Genomic DNA, 24,021 nt, shown 5'->3' on the forward strand with positions numbered 1-24,021 from the left:
CTAAGCATGGTCTTTACGATAAAAGATTAAACTTTTGGTTTTACACATCCCTCAAGGAGCCAATCTAAACCAACATGTTTTAGTAAAAAAAAGAAAAAAGACCTGCAAGGTTTTAAAAACCTTGCAGGTCGATATAATTTAGATTAAAGTGTACCTCTTTTGGCTTGCTCGCGCTCAATAGATTCAAATAGCGCTTTAAAATTACCTGCACCAAAACCTCTTGCGCCCATTCGCTGAATAATTTCAAAAAATAGCGTTGGTCTATCCTCAACTGGTTTTGTAAAAATTTGAAGTAGGTAACCTTCCTCGTCGGCATCAATCATAATACCCAACTTTTTTAAGGCCTCAATATCTTCTCTTAATTCGTGGCTATGCTCTTCCAACCTGCCAGGTACAGCCTTATAATATGCCTCTGGCGGAATAGATAAAAACTCAACACCTCTAGCTCTTAATGCACTTACCGAACTAATAATATCATCGGTTGCAACTGCAATGTGTTGCACACCCGCACCTTCGTAAAAATCCAGATACTCTTCAATTTGCGAACGCTTTTTCCCTTTCGCTGGTTCGTTAATAGGGAATTTTATGCGTCCGTTACCATTACTCATCACCTTACTCATAAGTGCCGAATATTCGGTGTGTATTTGCTTATCATCAAAGGATAAAAAGTTTTCGAAACCCATAACATCTTCATACCATTTTACCCAAGTATTCATTTGGCCCCAACCGACATTACCAACCATGTGGTCTATATATTTTAAACCTATTGGTTCTGGATTATAATCGCTTTCCCATTTTTGAAAACCTGGTAAAAACGCACCATTGTAGTTTTTGCGCTCTACAAACATGTGTACCGTTTCGCCGTAAGTGTAAATACCAGCTCTAACCACCTCTCCATGCTCATCCTTTTCAACAACGGGTTCCATATAGGATTTAGCACCTCTGCTTGTGGTTTCTTGGTAGGCTTTTTTAGCATCTTCAACCCAAAGCGCAACCACTTTAACACCATCGCCATGTTTTACAATATGCTCGTTTATTGGCGATTTACTAGTAAGTGGCGTGGTAAGCACTAATTTAATTTTATCTTGTATTAATACATAACTAACGGAATCTTTAGAGCCCGTTTCTAAGCCTTTATAAGCATACGACTGAAACCCAAAGGCTGTTTTATAAAAATGTGCCGATTGTTTTGCATTGCCTACATAGAATTCTACATAGTCTGTTCCTAAAAGCGGCAAGAAATCTTGTGCGCCTTCAAATATTTTTTCTAATCCGTAGTTTACTGATTTTATGTCTTTACTCATGATAAATTGTTTAGTTGTTTATTCGTTAAGCTATTTAGTCCATAACGAATATGAGATGTTTATAGCCCTGATTGAGGCATTTGTTGGAGCTCCTCGCAGAGAGCGACTGCCGAAAGCAGGAAATAGCTTCTAATAAAATTACTCCAACCATGATTTATAATAACTTTCATCGGCAATTTTCATGGCCTCTTCTGTTACCATTAATGGTTTAAAAGTATCGACCATAACCGCAAGCTCATCGGTTCTTGTTTTCCCTATACTGCGTTCTGTTGCTCCTGGATGCGGACCATGGGGGATTCCTGCTGGATGCAATGAAATATGACCTACCTCAATATCGTTTCGGCTCATAAAATCGCCATCAACATAATATAACACCTCGTCGCTATCAATATTGCTATGATTATATGGCGCCGGAATGGATAGCGGGTGGTAATCGTACAAACGTGGCACAAAACTACACACCACAAAAGCATCGGTCTCGAAAGTTTGATGCACTGGTGGCGGCTGATGAATGCGACCCGTAATAGGCTCGAAATCGTGAATTGAAAACGCATACGGATAGTTGTAACCATCGTAGCCAACCACATCAAACGGATGGGAAGCGTACACCATTTCTATAATATCATCTTGTTTTTTTACTTTAATTAAAAACTCGCCAGATTCGTTATGGGTTTCTAATTCTTGCGGACGGCGAATATCCCGCTCGCAAAATGGCGCATGTTCTAACATTTGCCCAAACCAATTGCGGTAGCGTTTTGGCGTGTAAATTGGCCTGCGAGACTCTACAATAAACAACCTGTTATCTTGGGTATTAAAATCTATTTTGTAAATTATTCCTCTTGGGATTAACAGATAATCGCCATATTTAAAATCGAGATTCCCTAAGTGTGTTCTTAATTTCCCAGTGCCTTTATGGATGAAAATTAATTCATCGGCATCGGTGTTTTTATAAAAATAATCTTTGGTCGATTCTTTTGGTGCTGCCAAAACTATAGCACAATCGCTATTTATTAAAACCGTTTTTCGGCTGTCTAGAAAATCGTTTTCTGGCGTAACCTGAAACCCTTTTAGGCGGTACGATTTTATATTATTTTTTAAAGCAATTTTTGGAGCAACGCTGTATTGCTTTTTTATTTCTTTTACCTGCGTTGGGCGTTGCTCGTGGTAACTATTTGTGGACATACCATCGAAACCAATGGTTCCAAACAACTGCTCGGAATACAATTTACCATCTGGCTTTCTAAACTGAGTGTGACGTTTAGGGGGAATATTTCCTAATTTATGATAAAAAGGCATATTTGTATGTTTTAAATTATGAAAAGCCAAACATTAAAAGCTTTAAAAGCCTAATATTCAAACTCTAATAAAGATAGTAAAATAAAAAAAGATTCCTGCCTACGCAGAAATAAAAGAATTTATACTCACTCAGGATTTCTCTTGATGAGGTAGTGCAGATATGCTAATAAATCTTTCCAAAAAAGTGTCATAGTGTTACAAATATCGGAAAAATTATTGATAATTCCTTTAACCTTAACTATTGGAAGATGTTCATCTTTTGGGAATGACAATAAACTACTAAAACCAGAAGCCAATAGTAAAAAACCAATTACTGGCTCTCTGTTCTGGCGAATAACTATATTTTATTTGCAATGGCCCTAAAACCGACTCAATACCGTAACCCAAAGCATAACCACGGTAATCTGGAAGCGTAAACCACTCACCGCTATCAAAAATATTATCATCTACATTAGCCCAGTTACCTTCTAAAGTAAGATGGTGCTTTTTTATAAGTTCGTAATCTGCAAGAAAGGATGCTTTTACATAGCTATTACCCGTTAATGAAATAAAATCGTAACCCAAAAATGGTATAAAATTATTTATTAAATCGTTACCGTAACCACCTAAAGCAAAATCGAGTGTTCGGTTGGATTTATCGCCTAATTTAAAGCCTCCACTCGATTTAATATTAAAGGATACTTTATCAGACACTCCAAAGGCATAGCCTAATTCGGCCTTAGCCACAGAGAAATCTTTAAACTCTTCAACAAAACCTGATGCACGTATATAAACATTTAAATCGCCATTAAAATAAACACCTTCTCGCGGAAAATACTTATCGTCATAAGTATCTAGTTTAAGGTTTCCAAAAAGGCTTAAATAGTCTGTATTTTCGAATTGAAAATCTCTATCTGGCCTATTACCTAATATAGTTTCAGAGTTTATTTCGAGTCTTTTATGTTCTAATCCTGCACTCAATGAAAAATCTCTTCTAAACAAAGTTTGCAGGTAAAACTGATTCATTTGATCCCTAAGCTTTACATCAATTTTATTTAAACCAGAGTTGGTAATTTGCTCATCATCCAACAACAACTGTGCACTTATTTGTTTTTGAAATTGATTATAACGAGACCTTATACCTACACTCCAATAAAATCCTTTATCGATTAAATACTCAAAATTATACCGCACATTATCTCCTAAAACAATATCTAGCGAAGCCTCATCATTTTTAAACAACAACTGCTTTTTAGTTAAATTAATTAAAGCGCCACTTTTGTATAAATCGTCAAAATGGAGTCCTAGTTTTAAAAACGTATTTATGCGCCGTTCTTTTACCGTAGCTAACATGTTGTAACCCGATTTATCTGGCGTACTTTTTAACTCGTACTCGAAAGCCTTAAAATTATTTGTAGCCACCAAATTATTTAAACCTTTAGCAAAATCTTGATAACTTATTACTTCGTCTTTTTTTAATTTAAGTTTTCCTAAAACATAGGCTCTTGTGTAATTTTTATTCCCTTTAATGTCAATATTGTTAATTTTTAAGCTATCAATGGCTTTAATTTTCAGCTTTTGATTAATATTAGGGGTTTTGCTTAGTTTAGTTAGTGCATCAAACTCGTTTAACGCTGCAATTTTACCAGAATTAATTATTTCTTTCCCTTCATCAAAAGACACTACATTAAATTTTCTAATATCGGGTTTTATATAAATATCTGTTTTTTCGACTTTAAACTTCATGTCGTGAATGGTCCTGAAGTTATTAATTTGAATTAAAACATCGGGTGCCGAGGTTAACTCATCTCTATTTGCCAACCCATCTTGCACATCCACACCAATAATAATATCCATGCCTTTAGCACGAATTTCATCTACTGGGTAATTATTTACCACACCGCCATCAATTAACAAATCCTTATTAATGTTTACCGGCTGAAATAAAGATGGCAATGCAGAACTTGCCATAATAGCTTGTGTTAAATTTCCTTTTTCTAGCAAGACTTGCTCCCCTTTTTCTACGTTAGTTGCAATACAGAAAAATGGAATAGGTAGTTTACTAAAATCATTAATCTCGTTAACGTGAATTAGTAATTTTAAAAATAAACTATAAGTGTTATGGCCTCTAGAAAGCGCCGATGGTAATTTTATTTTAAAATTATTAAACGGCAATTTAAGCGCATACTTCTCCATATTACTACGCTCGCTAAATGCTGTTGAGGACCTAGGTAAATCGTCATTAATAATTTTATCAAAATCTATTTCATGAAAAATGGAATCTAATTGCTTACCCGAATACCCCGAAGCATAAAGTGCCCCAATAATAGAACCCATACTGGTTCCTGCAATATAATCAATTCGTATGCCTAAACTATCAATCACTTTTAAAACACCAATGTGTGCTAAACCTTTTGCGCCTCCTCCACTTAACACTAAACCAACTTTGGGCCTAGGGTTTTCTAATTCCTTATTTTGCGCTTTCGCGGAAAGAGAAACGAGTATAAATAGGGTTAATATGATTGTTTTTATGTTCAAGTTGATTTCGTCTTTACATTCCTACTGTTTCGTATATATAGCATATTCCACTTTTTTCCTCTATGAAATATCTGGAGCGGTCAAAATCATTATTTTTACTGTAAATGGAATAATTAGATACTGGTTTAAACCATTTGGGTAGTTTAGTGAAAGCTGACCAATCTACATTTTGATTATCCACCTCCAAATTATTAATAACAATAAACTCATTCCACCATTTTTTGGTCGGTTTGAATTTTAGAAAAAACTCATACTCCAAAGTAAAATGAGGAGATTGATAATATTCTCCATTCATAATTTCAATACCCTCATAAACCTCAACTCCTGCCCAGTATTTATAAGCTTCTTTAGGGTTTGAAGTATCAATAGAAAAACAACCTACAAAAAGGATGAATGAACTAAATGCCAATACCAATTTTCTCATTAGGTTTTTTAATTACACTTAAATAAAAACTTTATTTTATTTCAAACCTACAAGGTTTTAAAAACCTTGTAGGTTGGCAAAGATTATTTACTTCTCATGGTAATAACTATAGACCTTTTCGGCTCGCGACACACCTACAACAGCTTCCAACTCATCTAACTTAGCATTGGCTACTCGTTTTGCCGATTTAAAATGCCTTAATAATTCGACTACCGTTTTTTCTCCAACACCAGCAATGGTTTCCAACTCCGTGTTTAACGCTGTTTTACTACGTTTATTTCTATGATGCTCGATACCAAAACGGTGTGCTTCGTTTCGAAGTTGCTGAGTAATTTTTAGGGTCTCGCTTTTTTTATCTAAATATAAGGGAATTGGATCGTCTGGGTAAAATAATTCTTCCAAACGTTTAGCTATTCCGATAATAGCTATTTTACCTCTAAGCCCTAATACTTCTAAACTTTTTAAAGCGGACGACAATTGCCCTTTACCACCATCTATTATTATTAGTTGTGGCAAGGGTTGGTTTTCATCTAGCAAGCGTTTATAACGCCTATACACCACCTCTTCCATAGATGCGAAATCGTCTGGACCTTCTACCGTTTTTATATTAAAATGGCGATAATCTTTCTTACTTGGTTTTCCGTTTTTAAAAACTACACATGCAGCTACCGGATGCGTACCTTGAATGTTCGAGTTATCGAAACACTCGATATGTCGTGGCTCTTCCGATAGGCGTAAATCGACTTTCATTTGTGCCATAATACGATTGGCATGTCTATCGGGATCTACAATTTTCATTTGCTTAAAACGCTCCATTCTAAAATACTTAGCATTACGAAGCGATAGATCTAAAATATGTTTTTTATCGCCTAATTTTGGAACAGTTACTTTTAAGTCTTCTCCTAAATCAACTTTAAAAGGTACATAAATTTCTTTGGAATTAGAGTTGAAACGTTGCCTAATCTCGGTTATGGATAACTCTAGCAATTCTTTATCGGTTTCGTCTAGTTTCTTTTTTATCTCTAAGGTATGCGAACGGATTATAGAACCGTAGGATAATTGCAAAAAGTTTACGTAACCATAACTCTCGTCGCTCATTATCGAAAACACATCGACATTGCTAATTTTTGGATTTACAATGGTAGATTTTGCCTGATAGTTTTCTAGTACCTCAACTTTTTCTTTTATTTTTTGAGCCAATTCAAACTCCATATTTTCGGCATACTCGCGCATTTGCACTTTAAATTGTGATAGCGAATCTTTAAAGTTACCTTTTAATATTTCTTTTATGGCTTTAATATTTTTATTGTATTCTACTTCGGTTTCGAGGCCTTCGCAGGCGCCTTTGCAATTACCTAAGTGATACTCTAAACATACTTTATACTTGCCTGCACCTACTTTTTCTTCTGATAAATTAAAGTTACATGTACGTAAACTGTACAAGCCTCTTATTAAATCTAGTAGCGTATGCACGGTTTTTCCGCTGGTGTATGGTCCAAAATATTCGCTACCATCTTTAAATACACGACGCGTAGAGAATACTCTGGGAAAACGTTCGTTTTTTATACAAATCCACGGATAGGATTTATCGTCTTTAAGCAAAACATTATACCGTGGTTTGTGCTTTTTTATAAGGTTATTTTCGAGTAGAAGAGCATCGGTTTCAGTTTCGACAACAATGTGTTTTATATTGGCTATTTTTTTTACTAAAACCCGAGTTTTACCATTATCATGCGTTTTGGTAAAATACGAACTCACCCTTTTTTTTAGATTTTTGGCTTTACCAACGTAAATAATAGTCCCTTCTTTATCGTAATATTGATAAACTCCGGGTTGGTTTGGTAATGTTTTTAACTGTATATCTAAAGTCGGGGTATCCATTACTGTAAAGGTAATTATTTTAATGCTTTTTGGGAGAAATTATGGCTAATTTAATGTTATGTAAATAAATTTGTTTTTTGTTTTTTGAATCGATAATTTATATACATTGCGCCGCTTTAAAAAAAAGATATAAGCGACTACCTTTGTTGGTATTATTTTAATTGGCGACAAAACCAAAGACCGCGGATTAACCCGCGTTAGGGATTGCAGAGAAAAGCCCACAGCCCGAAGGAGGAGGTGCGAGAACTTGCAGTCTTTAGACTTGGTTCAAGACAGGCTTCAAGCCCGACCCTTGTGGTAACGCCTACTTCTAGAGACATCCTGAAATAGATTTGGGACACTTGAAGTGACAAATATTTATTTAAAAAAATGAGTAAAAAAATTCTAGGACGTACTGATATCATTGATTTTCCGCAGTTGGGATTATTTAATATTGATGTAAAAATGGATACTGGGGCGTACACCTCGACCATACATTGTTCTGAAATTATTGAGGTTGACAACGCATTACTGTGCATTTTTAACAGTAATGTGCACAAAAACTTTGGTAAAACAGAGATTATTTTTGATACCTTTTGGCGTACCGATGTAAAAAGCAGCAATGGTTATAAAGAAAATAGATATAAAGTGAAAAGTGAAGTAGTATTTTTTGGTAAAACTTATAAGATTAACTTAACTTTAAGCACTAGAGACGCTATGAAATTCCCTGTACTTATTGGCAGGCAATTTTTAAGGCAAAAATTTATAGTTGATGTAGATTTGGAAAACGTTTCGTTTAATTTTAATAGTAAAAACAAAGCATGAATATTGTAATACTTTCTAGAAACGCAAATTTATATTCTACTGAACGCTTGATTGATGAAGGTGAAAAGAGAGGACATAAAATTGAAGTTATTGACCCTTTGAAATGTGATATTATTATTGAAAAGGAAAAACCTACCATTTTTTACAAGGATAGGTATTTGGATTATGTAGATGCCATAATACCCAGAATTGGAGCTTCGGTTACGTTTTATGGTTGCGCCGTGGTGAGACAGTTTGAGGAAATGGGTGTTTTTACCATTGTAACATCGGACGCCATACAGCGCTCTAGAGATAAGCTGCGTAGTTTACAGCGTTTAAGTAAGGCCGGAATTGGTATGCCTAAAACGGTTTTTACAAACTATTCGCGCGATGTGGAAGAGGTTATTGAGCATGTTGGTGGTGTGCCTGTAATTATTAAACTACTTGAAGGTACGCAGGGTTTAGGTGTGGTTTTAGCCGAATCTAAAAATGCTGCCGAATCGGTTTTAGAAGCTTTTAATGGATTGGAAGCCCGCGTTATTGTGCAAGAGTTTATTAAAGAAGCTGGTGGCGCAGATTTACGTGCATTGGTAGTTGATGGGCAGGTTGTTGGTGCTATGAAACGCCAAGGTAAGGAAGGTGAATTTAGATCGAACTTACACCGTGGAGGATCGGCAAACATTATAAAACTTAACCACGACGAACTAAAACTAGCTATGAATGCTAGTAAGGCATTAAAATTACCAGTTTGTGGGGTAGATATGTTACAATCGGCTAGAGGTCCTTTATTATTAGAAGTAAACTCGACACCGGGTTTAGAAGGTATTGAAGCTGCAACAGGACGTAATATTGCTAAGGCGATAATTACTTTTATAGAAAAAAACAAACAATAAATGACACAAGTAAATAATAATGGCTTAACCATTTTTGGCGAAACTGTTGCTCCTGGTGAAAGCAAAGAGGTTAATTTTGATGTTGCAAATTTACACACCTCTACACCGGTAAATATTCCCGTTATTATTGAACGCTCTAAAAAACCAGGGCCAACACTATTGTTTACCGCTGGTATACATGGCGATGAGGTAAATGGTGTTGAAATTGTGAGACAACTTATATCTAAAGGTATTAACAAACCCAAATGTGGCACTATAATTTGTATGCCGGTAATTAATATTTTTGGGTTTATAAATTTAAAACGTGAATTTCCAGATGGGCGCGATTTAAACCGAGTATTTCCTGGAAGTCCTTCGGGATCGTTAGCAGGTCGTGTGGCTCATAAACTTATAAACGATATTATACCACATGTGGATATGATAATCGATTTTCACACCGGTGGTTCGGGCAGATTTAATGCGCCGCAATTACGTTACACCAGGGAGAATAAAGAGCTAAACAACTTAGCCAAAGCCTTTGGAGCGCCCTTTGTTTTGTACTCTAAAAACTTATCGAAATCCTTTAGAACAACCTGCTATAAATTAGGAAAACCTTTGTTGCTTTTTGAAGGCGGAAAATCGTTTCATATTGACGATGCCGTAACCAACTCTGGCGTTAATGGCTCTAAACGTTTATTGAAACATTTAGGTATGCTGCAATCTACCTTTAAGATTTCTAAGCCTAAAAGAGACACTGTTTTTATAAATGATAGTAAATGGCAGCGTGCTAAATATTCTGGTATGTTTAAAGCCTCGATTCCTATTGGATCATTTGTGTTAAAAGGCGATGTTTTGGGTAATATTACAGATCCTTATGGTAAATTTAACTATGCAGTAAAAGCATCTAGCAATGGGTATATTATTAATGTAAACGAATCGCCTATTGTATATCAAGGTGATGCTTTATTTCATATTTCTACTAAATTAAAAGGGTAATGACTAAAACCGAATTACGAAAAACATATAAAGCCCTTCGTAATGATTTGTCTGAAAATGACATTGATGATTTTAGTTTAGCTATTTCAAATCAGCTTTTAATATTGCCTATTTGGGAGTATTCGTTTTACCATATTTTTCTTGCTATTGCAGAACAGAAGGAGGTTAACACCGATTATATATTAAACATTCTTGCGGGTAAAGACAAAAACACACTAATCTCTAAAAGTGATTTTAAAACTGGCGGAATGACTCATTTTTTACTAACGGATAATACCGTAATTAAGAAAAACAAATACAACATTCCAGAACCTGTTGATGGTATTGAAATTACCAATGATAAAATTGAAGTGGTATTTATTCCGCTTTTAGCCTTCGATAAACAAGGCAATCGCGTTGGTTATGGCAAAGGGTTTTACGATAGATTTTTAGCCGATTGTAAAACCGAAACTATAAAAATTGGATTGTCCTTTTTTGAAGCAGAAACTGAGATTACCGATGTTTTTGATGGTGATATTGGTTTGGATTATTGTGTAACGCCTAAAGGGGTTTATCTTTTTTAGTTCCCGTTTTCGCAATTCTCGCAATACGTTACTCTTAAATACTCATCATCTAATAACTGAAAAGTTACTCCTCCATCTTCAACACTATTATACAATTTACAGAATCGCTCCTTATTCATGTTTATAGCGTTTAATAAAATAGTTCTATAATCATCGTCCTCGGTCAATTCTTTATTTACGAGCGTTAAGTTTAAATAGTAAAACAATAAGTTTTCATCAATATCAATAGTTCTTGCCTTTTCATCTAACAATTCTACGGCAAAATCAACATTTGCATAATAGCTAAAAAACTGAGCTAAACTCAAGTAATCATAATCCGATAAATAGAATTTTTTATAGTTATTTTTTATAAAAGTTACCGATTTATCTTTATTATCATAATCTCTTTCTCGCATTAAATTTTCGGCATTTATAATATGAAAATTAACCATCATTCTTGAAATAAGTGAACTTTCAATACCATAATTTTTTAAAGCAGAAATTTGATTTTTGAGTTTCGTTTCATTTATTTCTAAAGCTCTAAATCGCCATAATCTTATTTTAATTGCCGCTATATTATACTTAACCTCACCATTATTTGGCACTAATTTTTCTAACTCTAACAACTCATTATATACAATAAGTGACTGTCTTACATTCATTATGTATCGAAACGCTGAATTTTTATTAAATATTTTATAAAACTTATCCTGCCTTGGGATTTCCATTTTTTTAAGAATATCGGGCGAGGTTTCTTTATTCCTTATCTTTTCGAATAATGAGTTTTGAATCTCAATTGCTTCATCTAATTTATCTGCTTTTATCGATGCGTTAAATTTAGCAATTAACTCATCTGGTGACATGGTTTTATACTTGTCCTTTTTTTCCAATTCTAACTCTAAAACCGCTTTTCTATGATACTGCAAAATAGGTTCCATTTCTGTTGAAGTAGCACCTACGAGTTTTGCTTTTACTTGATTCTTTTTTAGCTTAGCTAAATCAGTAAATTTTGTTCCTTTAATATCATTTAAGAATTCTACCCAATTTTCTGAGGATGTTACTTGGGTTTTAATAGTTGGCTTTTGGAATGATTGCAACGCTGCAACTATACTATTTGCTCGTTGTTCTTGTAATACAATGTTTCGCTCTAAGCTCCCTTCAACAGACGAATAGGCTTTAATATTTATACTTTTTATATTAAAATCTGTTAACCTAAGTGAGTCGTAAATGGGTTTGATGTCTTCTTGAGAATATTCAGCTTTATTTTTTTCAAAAGGTATTTTAAATTTTAAAGTTTTATTTTTTATAATATACCCTTCTTTAGCGGTAGCCTTTATTTGTTTGAAATTGTAGGTTAAGGAATCTAGAAACATACCCATGTCTAAAAGCTCCCATTGGTAAGATTCTAAATTATAAATAACGTAATACTGGCATAAGTATTTATTGCTTAAAAACAGGATATTATATTCCAACTCCTTGTTAATATCCGCATCAGATAATCTACCTACATGCACCCTGAATCTATTTTCTCCATTTGACTTTAAGCCACTTCGTAATTTAGATCCATAAATTGGTTTTAGTAGTTTTCCTTTAATTTGAGAGTTTTCTACAGACTCTACATCACAGCTATAACGGTTCTTATCTACAACATCGACTGCTAAACCGTCGCCAGCATTTTTAAATAATAAATTGAACCATTTTTTATCATTAGTTTCAAAATAGAGGTTATTATTTTCTCTTTTAATTGAAAACTTAACTTCCTTAGGTTTTTGCCTAAATAATTGATAACAGCTTTGACAATTTTGAGTTTGTTCACTTTCTGTTTTAGGAAATTGAATATCGAAAGTGTTTTGGGCTTTTATAGCATTAAAACTAAAAAGCACAAATAAAAAAAGAAAAGGACCCTGTTTGATTTTCATAAATTGAATTAGTTTTCTGCATTAAAGATAACAAGTACAAAAAACATAATCCAATACTTACACGAGAATTATTCTAAAATGCTATTTTTTATCTGAAAACGCCTTTTTATTAAACACAATAAGCATAATAAACCCTGTACTTATTGCCATATCGGCGACATTAAAAACAGGATCGAAAAAACTAAAGCGTTTCCCTGCATAAAATGGAAACCATTCGGGTAGGTCTACCTCGAATAACGGAAAGTGAAGCATATCTACAACTTTACCGTGCAACAAACCATCGTAACCACCTGCTTCTGGCAAAAAGGTTGCGACTTGACTATAGCTATCATCAAACAGTACACCGTAAAAAACAGAATCTATTATGTTACCTAAAGCACCTGCAAAGATTAAGGCAATTGCTATAATTAATAATTTTGAATGTTGCTTAACCGTAGCGTCGTAAAGCCAATAGCCAATCCCGAAAATAGCCACTATTCTAAACGATGTTAGTATAACTTTGGCTGTTCTATCGGAAATAAAAGACACAAAATCGCTAATTTTAGTTCCCCATGCCATTCCGTCGTTTTCAACAAAAATGATTTCGAACCAGCTAAAAACATCTATACTTTCTTGAAGTACAAAAGTTGTTTTTATATAAATCTTACTAATCTGGTCGATAAGCAAAATAATGAAAATTAGGATTATGGATTTTTTTAGTGACATGTTTTATCAATTAAATTCCCGCCTTTGTGGGAATGACAAAAAGTATATAAATGAAAAACGCCTCAACATAATTGAGACGTTTCAAATATATAATTTAAAATCTTTAGAATTCTATATTAGTAATAATTATTGCTGCATGTTCTTAGCTTCAATACTTAAAGTAGCATGTGGCACAAGCTCCAATCGTTTTTTATTAATTAGTTTTCCTGTTACACGACAAATACCATAAGTTTTGTTTTCTATACGAATTAAAGCATTTTTTAAATCACGTATAAATTTTTCTTGACGAATAGCTAATTGCGAGTTTGATTCTTTACTCATAACAGCACTTCCTTCATCAAAAGCCTTAAACTGTGGCGATGTATCTTCTGTACCGTTAGTATGGTCGTTCATATACGCACTTTTAATTAACTCTAAATCGTGCTTTGCTTTCTCTATTTTATTGCTAATTAGCTCTTTAAATTCGGCTAATTCTTTGTCTGAGTATCTTACGGTATTTTCTGCCATAATATTAATGTTTTTGTATAAATAGTTTTGTACTTACTTCATCGAAAGCAATTTCTATACCATCTTCCAATTTATCTGTAAAGTCAAGTTTATTTGTTAATGTTTCTGTTTTAATATACGTTAAGTTTGCCTCAATAGCTTTTACAATATGTTCGTCTTTTTGAAGCGTTACATCTATTTTATCTGTAACCTCAAAACCTGAATCTTTACGCAAATTTTGTATTCTATTAATTAACTCTCTAGCAATACCTTCTTGCTTTAAATCTTCAGAAATAGTAACATCTAAAGCGACTGTTAATGAGCCTTCGTTTGCTACTAGCCAACCCTCAATATCTTGCGATGTTATCTCAACATCTGTACGTTCTAAGGTAACACTTTTTCCGTTTATTTCAACGTCTAAAATACCATTTTGCTCAATATTTTTAATATCGGCTTGGGTAAAGTTATTAACTAACTGAGCCACAGCTTTCATGTCTTTTCCAAAACGTGGACCAAGAACTTTAAAGTTAGGTTTTATTTGTTTTACAAGAATATCTGAAGCATCTTCTAAAACTTCTATCTCTTTTACATTAACCTCAGATTTTATAAGGTCTGCAACCGCTAAAATTTCATTTTTTTGCGATTCGCTACTTATAGGAATCATTATTTTTTGCAACGGCTGTCTCACTTTAATTTTTTCTTTAGCTCTTAATGATAGCACTAAAGACGAAATTATTTGAGCACTTTCCATCTTGTTTTCTAGCGACTTATCAACATAAGTTTCATCAAAAACTGGAAAATTAGATAAATGCACACTTTCAAAATCTTCTTTTTTGGTGGCTCCATTTAAATCTAAATACAATCTATCCATAAAAAACGGTGCAATTGGTGCACTTAATTTGGCAATCGTTTCCATACATGTATACAATGTTTGGTATGCCGAAATTTTATCTTGTTGGTAATCGCCTTTCCAAAAACGTCTTCTGCTTAAACGCACAAACCAGTTACTTACATAATCTTGAGTAAAATCTGAAATAGCTCGTGCAGCTCTTGTAGGCTCGTAATCGGCATAAAAAGCATCTACTTTTTGAATTAGCGTATGTAATTCTGAAAGAATCCAACGGTCTATTTCTGGTCTTTCGCTTAAAGGAATATCTGCTTCGCTATACGTGAAATTATCTAAGTTAGCGTATAACTGAAAGAATGAATAGGTGTTATAAAGCGTTCCGAAAAACTTACGTTTTACTTCCTCTATACCTTCTAAATCAAATTTTAAGTTATCCCAAGGGTTGGCATTACTAATCATGTACCAACGTGTGGCATCAGCTCCGTAAGTTCCTAAAGTATCAAAAGGATCGACAGCGTTTCCTAGACGTTTAGACATTTTTTGTCCGTTTTTATCTAACACTAATCCGTTTGAAACTACATTTTTATAAGCCACAGAATCGAAAACCATGGTTCCAATAGCGTGAAGAGTATAAAACCAACCACGAGTTTGATCGACACCTTCTGCGATAAAATCTGCAGGAAACGTGGTGCCTTTATCAATTAAATCTTTATTTTCAAATGGGTAATGCCATTGTGCATAAGGCATAGAACCAGAATCGAACCAAACATCAATTAAATCGCTTTCGCGGAACATTTTTTGGCCAGATGGTGATACTAATACAACCTCATCTACGATGTTTTTATGTAAGTCTATTTTAGCGTAGTTTTCTTCGGAATTATTTCCTACTTCAAAATCGTCAAAAATATCTTTATCTAACACACCTGCTGAAACTGCTTTGGCCATTTCAGATTTTAACTCTTCAACAGAGCCAATACAAATTTCTTCTTTACCATCTTCGGTTCTCCAAATTGGTAATGGAATTCCCCAATAACGCGAACGCGATAAATTCCAATCGTTAGCATTTGCCAACCAGTTACCAAAACGGCCTGTTCCTGTAGATTTTGGTTTCCAGTTTATACCCGTATTAAGCTCGTGCATACGCCCCTTTACATCTGTAATTTTAATAAACCAAGAATCTAAAGGATAATACAGAATTGGCTTATCGGTACGCCAACAATGTGGGTAGTTATGTTTATATTTTTCAACCTTAAAGGCTTTATTTTCTTCCTTGAGTTTAATAGCTATTTCTACATCTATTGAACGTTCTGGAGCTTCGCCATCGTTGTAATACTCATTCTTAACATACTTACCGCCAAATTCTTTCATTTCGGGTCTAAAACGACCTTGTAAATCTACAAGTGGCACTAAATTATCGTTCTCATCTTTTACAAGCATTGGTGGCACTTCTGGTGTTGCTTGTTTTGCAACCAAGGCATCGTCTGCTCCAAAAGTAGGTGCGGTGTGTACTATTCCTGTACCATCCTCGGTAGTTACAAAATCGCCCGAAATTACTCTAAAGGCATCTTGTGGATTATCGTTTGGTAAAGCATATGGTAATAATTGTTCGTATTTTATACCAACAAGGTCTGCACCTTTAAATTCCTTTACAACAAAATATGGTATTTTTTTATCGCCATCTTTATACTCTAAAAGTGCTGCTTTATCTTCAACTCTTTTAAACTTACCATCAAATTGCTTATTAACTAAGGCTTTTGCCAAAATTACATTCATTGGTTTGAATGTATATTGGTTGTACGTTTCTACTAATACATAATCAATTTTAGGTCCTACGGTTAATGCCGTATTACTAGGTAATGTCCAAGGTGTTGTGGTCCAAGCAATAAAATGAATATCGCCTTCGTTTTGTAAAAAATCTGGCAAGGTTTCTTCTAAAGCTTTAAATTGAGCAACAATAGTTGTATCTGTTACATCTTGATAGGCACCAGGTTGATTAACCTCGTGCGAACTAAGACCCGTACCAGCTTTTGGAGAATAAGGCTGAATAGTATAGCCTTTATACATTAATTTTTTAGAATAGATTTCCTTTAGCAACCACCAAACAGACTCCATGTATTTTGGCTCGTAGGTAATATATGGATCTTCCATATCTACCCAATACCCCATTTTTTGGGTTAGGTCGTTCCAAACATCGGTATAACGCATAACTGCTTTACGGCAGGCTGCATTATAATCTTCAACCGAAATGGTTTTACCAATATCTTCTTTGGTAATTCCTAATTCTTTTTCTACACCTAGTTCTATTGGTAAGCCATGTGTATCCCAACCAGCTTTACGCTTAACTTGGTAGCCTTTCATGGTCTTGTAACGCGGAAAAATATCTTTAATAGCACGCGCTAAAACATGGTGTACTCCAGGAAGTCCATTTGCAGAAGGAGGTCCTTCAAAAAACACAAATGATTCTTTACCTTCTCTCGTAGATACACTTTTTTCAAAAATGTTTTTTTCTTGCCAATATTGTAGTATATCGTTTGCTACATTTGGTAAGTCAAGTCCTTTGTATTCAGGAAATTTAGCGCTCATTTTTTCTTAATTCTTATAAGTTCGCGAATTTAATGAATTATACCAATTTAACTATAATTTAAAAACAAAAAAAAGACCACGCACTAACGTAGTCTTTAAATTCGTTTTGTTTTTGCAGTATGTTATTTAACGATTATCTTTTTAGTTAACACCTCGTTAGTATCTGTACGCAGGTAAACCACATAAGCACCTGTTGCCATATTATTAAATTGCAATCCGTTTTCTAAACGTGATTTAGTTACATTATCCAGCTCTAAAATAACCTGCCCTCTCATGTTTACAAGAGATAGTTTACTAACATCTGTATGTAGCTTTTTAATAAAAAATGTATTTGAAGCATTTTGATAATACATGTAATTTTCTGAAATAACAGATTCCTCTGTACTTAAAGCTTCTTGCTCGCTTTGAAATACAATTTCAAACCTTTTATTAAAAACACCTGGCGCCGAAGAAAAACTATACGCGACATCTTGTGTTAAATCGAAATAGGTTCCAGTTAAATTATCGCGTAAATAAATGACTTGTGAATCATCCATATTTATCAAATCTGAAATTTTAATTTCAAATGTATTATCGCCTGAAGACACAAAATTTAAGGCTACTACTTTATCGCTTGTAATTTGACTATAGGCTTGCATTGTCATGTTTTGCCCTTCTAAATTAAGGTTTAAATCATTATTATTTACCTCGGTGTATTTAGCATCATATCCATAATCAAATCCATCTGTGGTAAAATCACTAAAGCCTAATAATAATTCCCTTCTAGTTTCTGGACCAGTAACAGAACTAAACTCTAATCTAATTTTTTTAATTGCATTAGCAGTTTCATTTGTATTTGACGTTTGTATTTTAGATGCTTTAGTGTTTTCTGATTTTAAAAATACAGATCCATTTTCACCACTTCCATCGGCATCACTCTCTTTTACAAATACACGCTGACCATTATTAAATTCTACTACACCATCTGCCACTATTTCTGCAAGAAAACCTTGTCCTACTGGCAAATATCGTGATGGCAACAACGTACCGTCTTGAGATCCTGTGTTTTTTCCGGACGTTCCTTTAAACTGAAACGCACGTATAGCTCCTAATTTATTAACTTGAGCGTAACCTCCATTATACTCACTAAGATTGTGAGAATTACCACTCCATTGTTGCCACAGTTGCAGGTAACCATCAATAACGCCTTCGTTATCCTCCAAAAACTGATAGACATCCAGAGCACTTGCATACGGGTTACCTAAAAGGTAACTTGTTTTAGAAACATTCGCCTCAGATCCAGCTCCTCCACTATCAATAACATCAATTAAAATAGTACCATTATTAGGTTTACCTTCAAAAACATACTGTTGATTAGCGCCTGCCGTACCAGAACCTTTTTTAGTAAAACCTACACCTGGAGAAATTTCGGCCGTAGGACTTATTCTTTCCCAATCCCAATATGTAATACCATTTTTAAAAGTATACATCCAATAGGTACTTATATTTCCGTTTGCTGTATAATCTGAAGTAAAGGTTACATTATTCCCCGCCTCATCGTTAAGCATACCTAAACTAAATGATGTATTATTAGTATTGTGTGTTGCTGCGTTATTATCTGACAAATTGGTAACACCGGTTACACCTACAGGCGACGCCCAGTAATTATATCTAAATGCATTAGCCTCTCCTTCTTGCCTTCTTAATATGCGTCCGTTAGCTGAAGTAATTACATTACTAGTTTCCGTTTGTATTAATTGAGAGTCGTCTTCTAAATCTAAAACACCGTTTAACTGGAAGTACCATGAATTTTTCACCAAATGATCTCCTTCTATTTTTAAAGTTTTATTAGAATCGATTAATAAACCTAAGGTTTTTACATCTTGATTTGCTGTAATATCATGTTCAATTTTTACAACACTCCAATCTTTATTTTTTTCTATCTCATCAATATCCCAAACATCGCCATGTAACCAAGAACTTTTATCTGTCCATACTCCCGAAGTAGCTGTTACAAAAGGTAATGGTGCTGTTTGAAAATAAACGTTTTTAATATTGTATAGCTTAGCGCCTGCAGAAATTCCTTTTTTCTCTGAAGTAATATCTGCATCAAACTTATCCATTTTATAATAACGTTGTAAACTAGATCCTGTTATAGCAGAAATATTAATAGGAATTATTTTTCCTGTTTCAAAACCATTAGTATCATCTAATTCTTGATATACCATTTTTTGAATTTCATCTTCAGATAACCCAGCATTAAACAATCTTACCTCGTCTATTTCACCTTTAAAGTATTCGCTTGTTAATACGTTTTCTTCTCCTAAAACACCTGGTTTTCTTCCTACTGTAAAATCTGATACCGCTGTTGGTATTGTCCCTGCAGTCTCAATACTTTCTTCTTCTCCATTAACATATAGCACAAAATTACCATCTACATTATTAAATGATGCTGCTACGTGCACCCAAATATTAATTGGCAATACTGTTGTTGAATTTGTACTAACACCTCCAGCAGTAGCAATGGCTGTACCATCTGCATTAACTGCTAAGTAAAAATTATCTTGCCCTACTATTCTTCTTTTTCCTGAAGCCCCTGGCGCAATTTTTATCCAAGCCATTAGAGTACTGCTAGACCAACTATCTATTACCGGAAGATTTTCAGAGATGTAATCATTTCTACCATCGAAATACAAGGTATAGCTTTCGTCTAATTTTCTAGGAGAACCAAACACCGTACTATTGGTATCAAAACTATCTAAAATTCCGTCTTTATCAACATCTGCAGATCCATCAATTCTACCATCATTATTAGTATCGTAATCCACATAAATAGTTTCTTTAATATCAAAAACACCATCATTATTAGAATCTATTTCCAAATAATCTGGAATTCCATCACTATCAGAATCTAAAGGTGTTGTATACCCTGCACTACCATGATCTACGCCATCTGAATCCGAATCATTACCATCAATTATAGCTAAAAGTCCATCTCCATCGGCCTCGTCGTCTATTAAAAAACTATCAATATCAGACCCGTCTCCTTTACCATCGCCATCAACATCTATGTCTCCTAACCCATCATATTCTACAGCATCAAAAATACCATCGTTATCTGAATCTGCATCCACATAATCTGGAATCCCATCGCCATCTGTATCTATAATTGGAGCACCACCTTCGTACGAATCATGTACACCATTAGCGTTGTTATCAACCCAACCAGACCCCAATAATGTAGCATCTTTATCTGGATCTGCAAGACCTAATTCTACAACATTTGGGATACCATCATTATCGTTATCTAAATCTACAGAATCGGCAACGCCATCGCCATCTTGATCGCATAATATTTGTTTTACATAGATATCATCGATAGCAAGATCATTACCAGCACCCCCACTTTGACTATTTATTAGTTGAATAGTAAATTGAGATGAGTTAGTTGTAAAAGTTGTTTCTACAGTAACCCAATCTCCATTAGGATTTGAATTGCTGGTAGGATCTATTAACCCAGAGGTAGTTGCTGGAATCAAAGAGTTTCCATTTTGGTCGTACACTGCTATTAATACTTCAGGTCGATTTCTCGGGTTATCATCCCAAGTAGCTCCACCAGGGCATCCATTAATACATGGTGCATCTGTTCGATCTAAGTTAATAACGGAAAAACCGTAAGTAACTTCTACTCCCGGAGTAACACCAGTTATTGTAGCACTATAAAATATTCCTGGATCATAATCAGCATTAATTAATAACATTCTACCAGGTAATGACCCATCAGTAGTATCTGGTGTATGATCTAATCCTGTATACCAGTATTGATCTGCCCATGAAGCCACCTCTCCATTTGGGGTTTGGTTTGTTCCGTCTCCATTTGCCGCTTTGTAATATATTGTATAGGCACCATCATTTAGGTTGTTATTTCCATTACAGCTTCCTGTGCCATCTTCGTAGCAGTATGTAGTTGAGGATCCTGTACTCGCCTCACCTACTGTAATTCTATCGTAGCCAGATCCAAATGTTTCATTTAAAAACACGGTTTCTACTTGGTTAGAATAGGCATAGGATTTACAGGCATTGTCTTCGGTAGCATCTAACAATCCATCATTATCATCATCGCCATCAATATTATCTGGTACGCCATCGCCATCTGTATCTTGAAAACTTTTTACACCTTGTCCTTCAATATAAAAGGTATAATTATCTTCTGTATCAGCTGCATCTACATCGTCGTTTAAAATTTGTATAGTTGCATTTTTAATGCCAACAGTATTGGGGTTAAAAGTAATTGTAAATGTTGTTGACTCTCCAATAGCTAAAACAGAAACCGAAGGTTGAGAAAGTGTAAAATCACCTGTATTACTTGCAAATTCAACTAAAGGACTCCCTGTTAAGGTTAATGGATCTGCCCCATTATTAGTAATCCTATAGGTTTTTACCATAGGCACTTCAAACACATCGTATTCACCAAAATCTGTATTATTATCTTCTGCAATATCACTAGCCCCAGCATCATCTAAAATTAAATTACCATTACCCGTAACATCAATTTCTTGAGGTGCATCTGGACGAATTTGCAGGTTTAATGTGTAATCTTCAAATTCACCTCTACTATCTCCCCACGAATCGTCCTCGCACGTACCATCTGGGGCTCCATTTTGTCTTACTGCAACTCGCATTCTAGTTGGTCCCGTAACCGCAAATGAGGGGATTAAAATAGATGGACTATGGTATTGATATGTTCCTGCATTATCTAAATTTCCATTATTATTCCACACCAGTTCATTTGCATCTTCAAAATCGCCATCTCCATTATAATCTATCCAAACGGCATGACCTATATTGTAATAATTACTATTTCTGAAGGTGAAATTAAAGGTATGGGATTCATTTTTATATAACACTGTAGACAAATGCGTGTTGTCATCGTAACCACCTGCTTGTCTTCCTTCAGTATTATTAATGCTCCCAACTCGTACTGTACGAACATAAACTCGTGTACTCGTATTATCAACATTAGTATCGCAATAATCATGACCCGCTGTTGTAAAATTTGTAACTCCAGAATGCACTGTAGTTCCTCCACAAACAGAGCCTACTCTTACATCATACAAGGTTAATTGATTTAAAGAAGCAATATTAATGGTATTATTAGTTGTGGTTACTGTTTCCCAGTTTACCAGGTTATTCTTTTTATACTGAATTTCATAAGATTCAACTCCAATTTGTGCATTCCAAGAAATTGTTCCTGTATCTGCACCAATATTGGTAACTGCTATTCCTGTTGGAGCCGCAATATTATTTAAAGTAATATTTTGAATTGCCGGTTGTGAATCGCCACTGACCGAATCGTGATAGGTCCAAGTAATACTATAAGATCCCGGTGTATCAAAAGATATTGGGTCTGTGGTTGTTGGAGAAACCGTATTACATTTATATGAAATATCTGCCGGAGGTGTAACAGTAAAGGAACAATATGTTGTTGTATCGGGAATTGTAGGAGTAACCATTGCCCCTGTATAACTATTTACGGTAACCGTTGTTGTACACGTGCTTGATTGTGTTCCATCGTTTACCGTTAGTGTAATAAGGTTTGGCCCTAAATCATTACATGTAAAACTAGATTTATCAATTGACAAAGACTTTGTACCTACAGAAACAGTAGAGCCATCATCTATATCGGCACTCGTTATTGAAGCATTACCAAAGGCATCTAACTCTATACCAAAATCTCCTTTACAAGTTGCTACTGGAGCTATTGTTATTGCTTCACCGCTTAGTATTACATCATCAATATAATAATTATCAGAACCATTAGCTCCGTTAACAAAAGTAGCACTTATGGTTGCTCTAAATTTAGTAGCAGAATCTGGAATAGAAACTTGGTATGGGTTAGAACCAAGAAAAGAAAAATTAAACAATTCTCTATCAAAGGGAAGCCCTAAAAAACTAGAGGAAGATCCTTCTATCAATATTATTGTATTATCGACCCAAGTACCACCATCTAGATACGAGTAATTTAAAATTAAATCTTCATTATTTTCTGGATCGCCTAAGGATTGATATGCTATAGAAAAAGTTACATTTACATAATTGGATAAGTCTCTTTCTTTAAATTCTAAAGATGGAGCATCTTTCCAATAATTTTTTAATTCCAAACAATAAAAGTCTGAAGCAGGATTTGTAACACTAGAGTTAACAACCCTAATAATACCATCGGATGTGGTAGCCGTATAATCCCAATTATCTGAACCCACATGATTAGAAATGGTTTGACTTGGTGGTGCAAAAACACCATCTTTATCGGCTACCGTATAGGGATAATCTGGACTTCCGTTATGAAATCGTTGGCTTGCGATTTCGACTTGAGAGAAGCCATTAAAGCCAATCAAAAATAACAATACAAGTACGAATACAAGTTTAGGCGAGAGAGCGTATTTTTTTTCCATTTACAATTATTGTAGGTTAAGTATTTTATACATGATTTAAAAAATAGTTTAATAAAAAAACTATCCATAAAACAGGATTTTTTATACTAATACACTTACAGTAAAATGGATTAAAATGCTTTGAGGGAAGCAATAACTAACTAACAATCATTGTTACAGCTAATTATGAGGGTAAAACTAAATTAATTAGGTTTCTTATTAAAAACAAACTCTATTATTTCGCTTAAACCACTAAAAAATCGACCAATAAACGAATAAAATCTTAAACGATATAAAAATCATACAAACGTTTTAGTTGTTATTAAATATACTTTTGTTTTCACTGTAATAGTATTTACTTTTTAGACACAAGATATTCTTAAACGTCACAATTAAAAGACTTTACTAGTTTTCTTACGTTATTTTAATATTTGAAAACAGCAAACACACTTGAGG

Annotated in this window: 14 protein-coding genes; 4 read left to right on the plus strand and 10 right to left on the minus strand. The window is 34.3% G+C overall.

All coding sequences use genetic code 11. The features are described 5' to 3' along the window. Positions 1–143 precede the first annotated feature (143 nt). The 5 genes from hppD to uvrC all read right to left on the minus strand — a co-directional run bounded on the left by hppD (position 144) and on the right by uvrC (position 7,422). Positions 144–1,304 carry a 4-hydroxyphenylpyruvate dioxygenase gene (gene hppD, locus AAFN75_RS05360; RefSeq protein ID WP_411808582.1) on the minus strand — a complete coding sequence of 387 codons (1,161 nt, stop codon included), beginning with the start codon at positions 1,302–1,304 and terminating at the stop codon, positions 144–146. 138 nt (positions 1,305–1,442) lie between these two features. After that, positions 1,443–2,600: a homogentisate 1,2-dioxygenase gene (locus AAFN75_RS05365; protein ID WP_411808583.1), complete on the minus strand. Its 1,158-nt coding sequence runs from the start codon at positions 2,598–2,600 to the stop codon at positions 1,443–1,445. A gap of 279 nt (positions 2,601–2,879) precedes the next feature. Next, positions 2,880–5,111: a patatin-like phospholipase family protein gene (locus AAFN75_RS05370; protein ID WP_411809271.1), complete on the minus strand. Its 2,232-nt coding sequence runs from the start codon at positions 5,109–5,111 to the stop codon at positions 2,880–2,882. A gap of 19 nt (positions 5,112–5,130) precedes the next feature. After that, on the minus strand, positions 5,131–5,541 hold the full coding sequence (locus AAFN75_RS05375; RefSeq protein ID WP_411808584.1) for a hypothetical protein: 411 nt from the start codon (positions 5,539–5,541) through the stop codon (positions 5,131–5,133). Positions 5,542–5,628: 87 nt separating this feature from the next. Continuing rightward, complete coding sequence (gene uvrC, locus AAFN75_RS05380) at positions 5,629–7,422, minus strand: excinuclease ABC subunit UvrC (protein WP_411808585.1); 1,794 nt, start codon at positions 7,420–7,422, stop codon at positions 5,629–5,631. A gap of 369 nt (positions 7,423–7,791) precedes the next feature. On the opposite strand from uvrC, the gene AAFN75_RS05385 reads away from it, so the two are divergent. From AAFN75_RS05385 to AAFN75_RS05400, 4 genes are read left to right on the plus strand one after another with little or no spacing between them, the layout of a single operon-like run. Continuing rightward, on the plus strand, positions 7,792–8,226 hold the full coding sequence (locus tag AAFN75_RS05385) for an ATP-dependent zinc protease (RefSeq protein WP_144118188.1): 435 nt from the start codon (positions 7,792–7,794) through the stop codon (positions 8,224–8,226). Further along, a complete protein-coding gene (gene rimK / locus AAFN75_RS05390; protein ID WP_144118189.1) occupies positions 8,223–9,098 on the plus strand; it encodes a 30S ribosomal protein S6--L-glutamate ligase in 876 nt (291 codons plus the stop codon). The genes AAFN75_RS05385 and rimK overlap by 4 nt, the downstream gene beginning before the upstream one ends. Then, on the plus strand, positions 9,099–10,073 hold the full coding sequence (locus AAFN75_RS05395; protein ID WP_411808586.1) for a succinylglutamate desuccinylase/aspartoacylase family protein: 975 nt from the start codon (positions 9,099–9,101) through the stop codon (positions 10,071–10,073). It abuts the gene before it with no gap. Then, entirely contained in the window at positions 10,073–10,636 is a 564-nt protein-coding gene (locus AAFN75_RS05400; RefSeq protein ID WP_411808587.1) for a 5-formyltetrahydrofolate cyclo-ligase, read from the plus strand. Before AAFN75_RS05395 ends, AAFN75_RS05400 begins: the two co-directional genes overlap by 1 nt. Here the strand turns inward: AAFN75_RS05400 and AAFN75_RS05405 are convergent. The 5 genes from AAFN75_RS05405 to AAFN75_RS05425 form a co-directional block, all read right to left on the minus strand. Continuing rightward, positions 10,633–12,534 carry a hypothetical protein gene (locus AAFN75_RS05405; RefSeq protein WP_411808588.1) on the minus strand — a complete coding sequence of 634 codons (1,902 nt, stop codon included), beginning with the start codon at positions 12,532–12,534 and terminating at the stop codon, positions 10,633–10,635. The two genes, AAFN75_RS05400 and AAFN75_RS05405, sit on opposite strands and share 4 nt — an antisense overlap. 81 nt (positions 12,535–12,615) lie before the next feature. After that, positions 12,616–13,239 (minus strand): lipoprotein signal peptidase, encoded by a 624-nt coding sequence (locus tag AAFN75_RS05410; RefSeq protein ID WP_411808589.1) that lies wholly within the window; start codon positions 13,237–13,239, stop codon positions 12,616–12,618. A 126-nt stretch (positions 13,240–13,365) separates the two neighbouring features. Next, complete coding sequence (locus AAFN75_RS05415) at positions 13,366–13,746, minus strand: TraR/DksA family transcriptional regulator (protein WP_144118193.1); 381 nt, start codon at positions 13,744–13,746, stop codon at positions 13,366–13,368. A 4-nt stretch (positions 13,747–13,750) separates the two neighbouring features. Beyond that, a complete protein-coding gene (gene ileS, locus AAFN75_RS05420) occupies positions 13,751–17,155 on the minus strand; it encodes an isoleucine--tRNA ligase (RefSeq protein WP_411808590.1) in 3,405 nt (1,134 codons plus the stop codon). Positions 17,156–17,277: 122 nt separating this feature from the next. After that, positions 17,278–23,586: a LamG-like jellyroll fold domain-containing protein gene (locus tag AAFN75_RS05425; RefSeq protein WP_411808591.1), complete on the minus strand. Its 6,309-nt coding sequence runs from the start codon at positions 23,584–23,586 to the stop codon at positions 17,278–17,280. Between the last annotated feature and the right edge of the window lie 435 nt (positions 23,587–24,021).

It is taken from the genome of Algibacter sp. AS12, from assembly GCF_046736315.1.
GTDB classification, from domain to species: domain Bacteria; phylum Bacteroidota; class Bacteroidia; order Flavobacteriales; family Flavobacteriaceae; genus Algibacter_B; species Algibacter_B amylolyticus.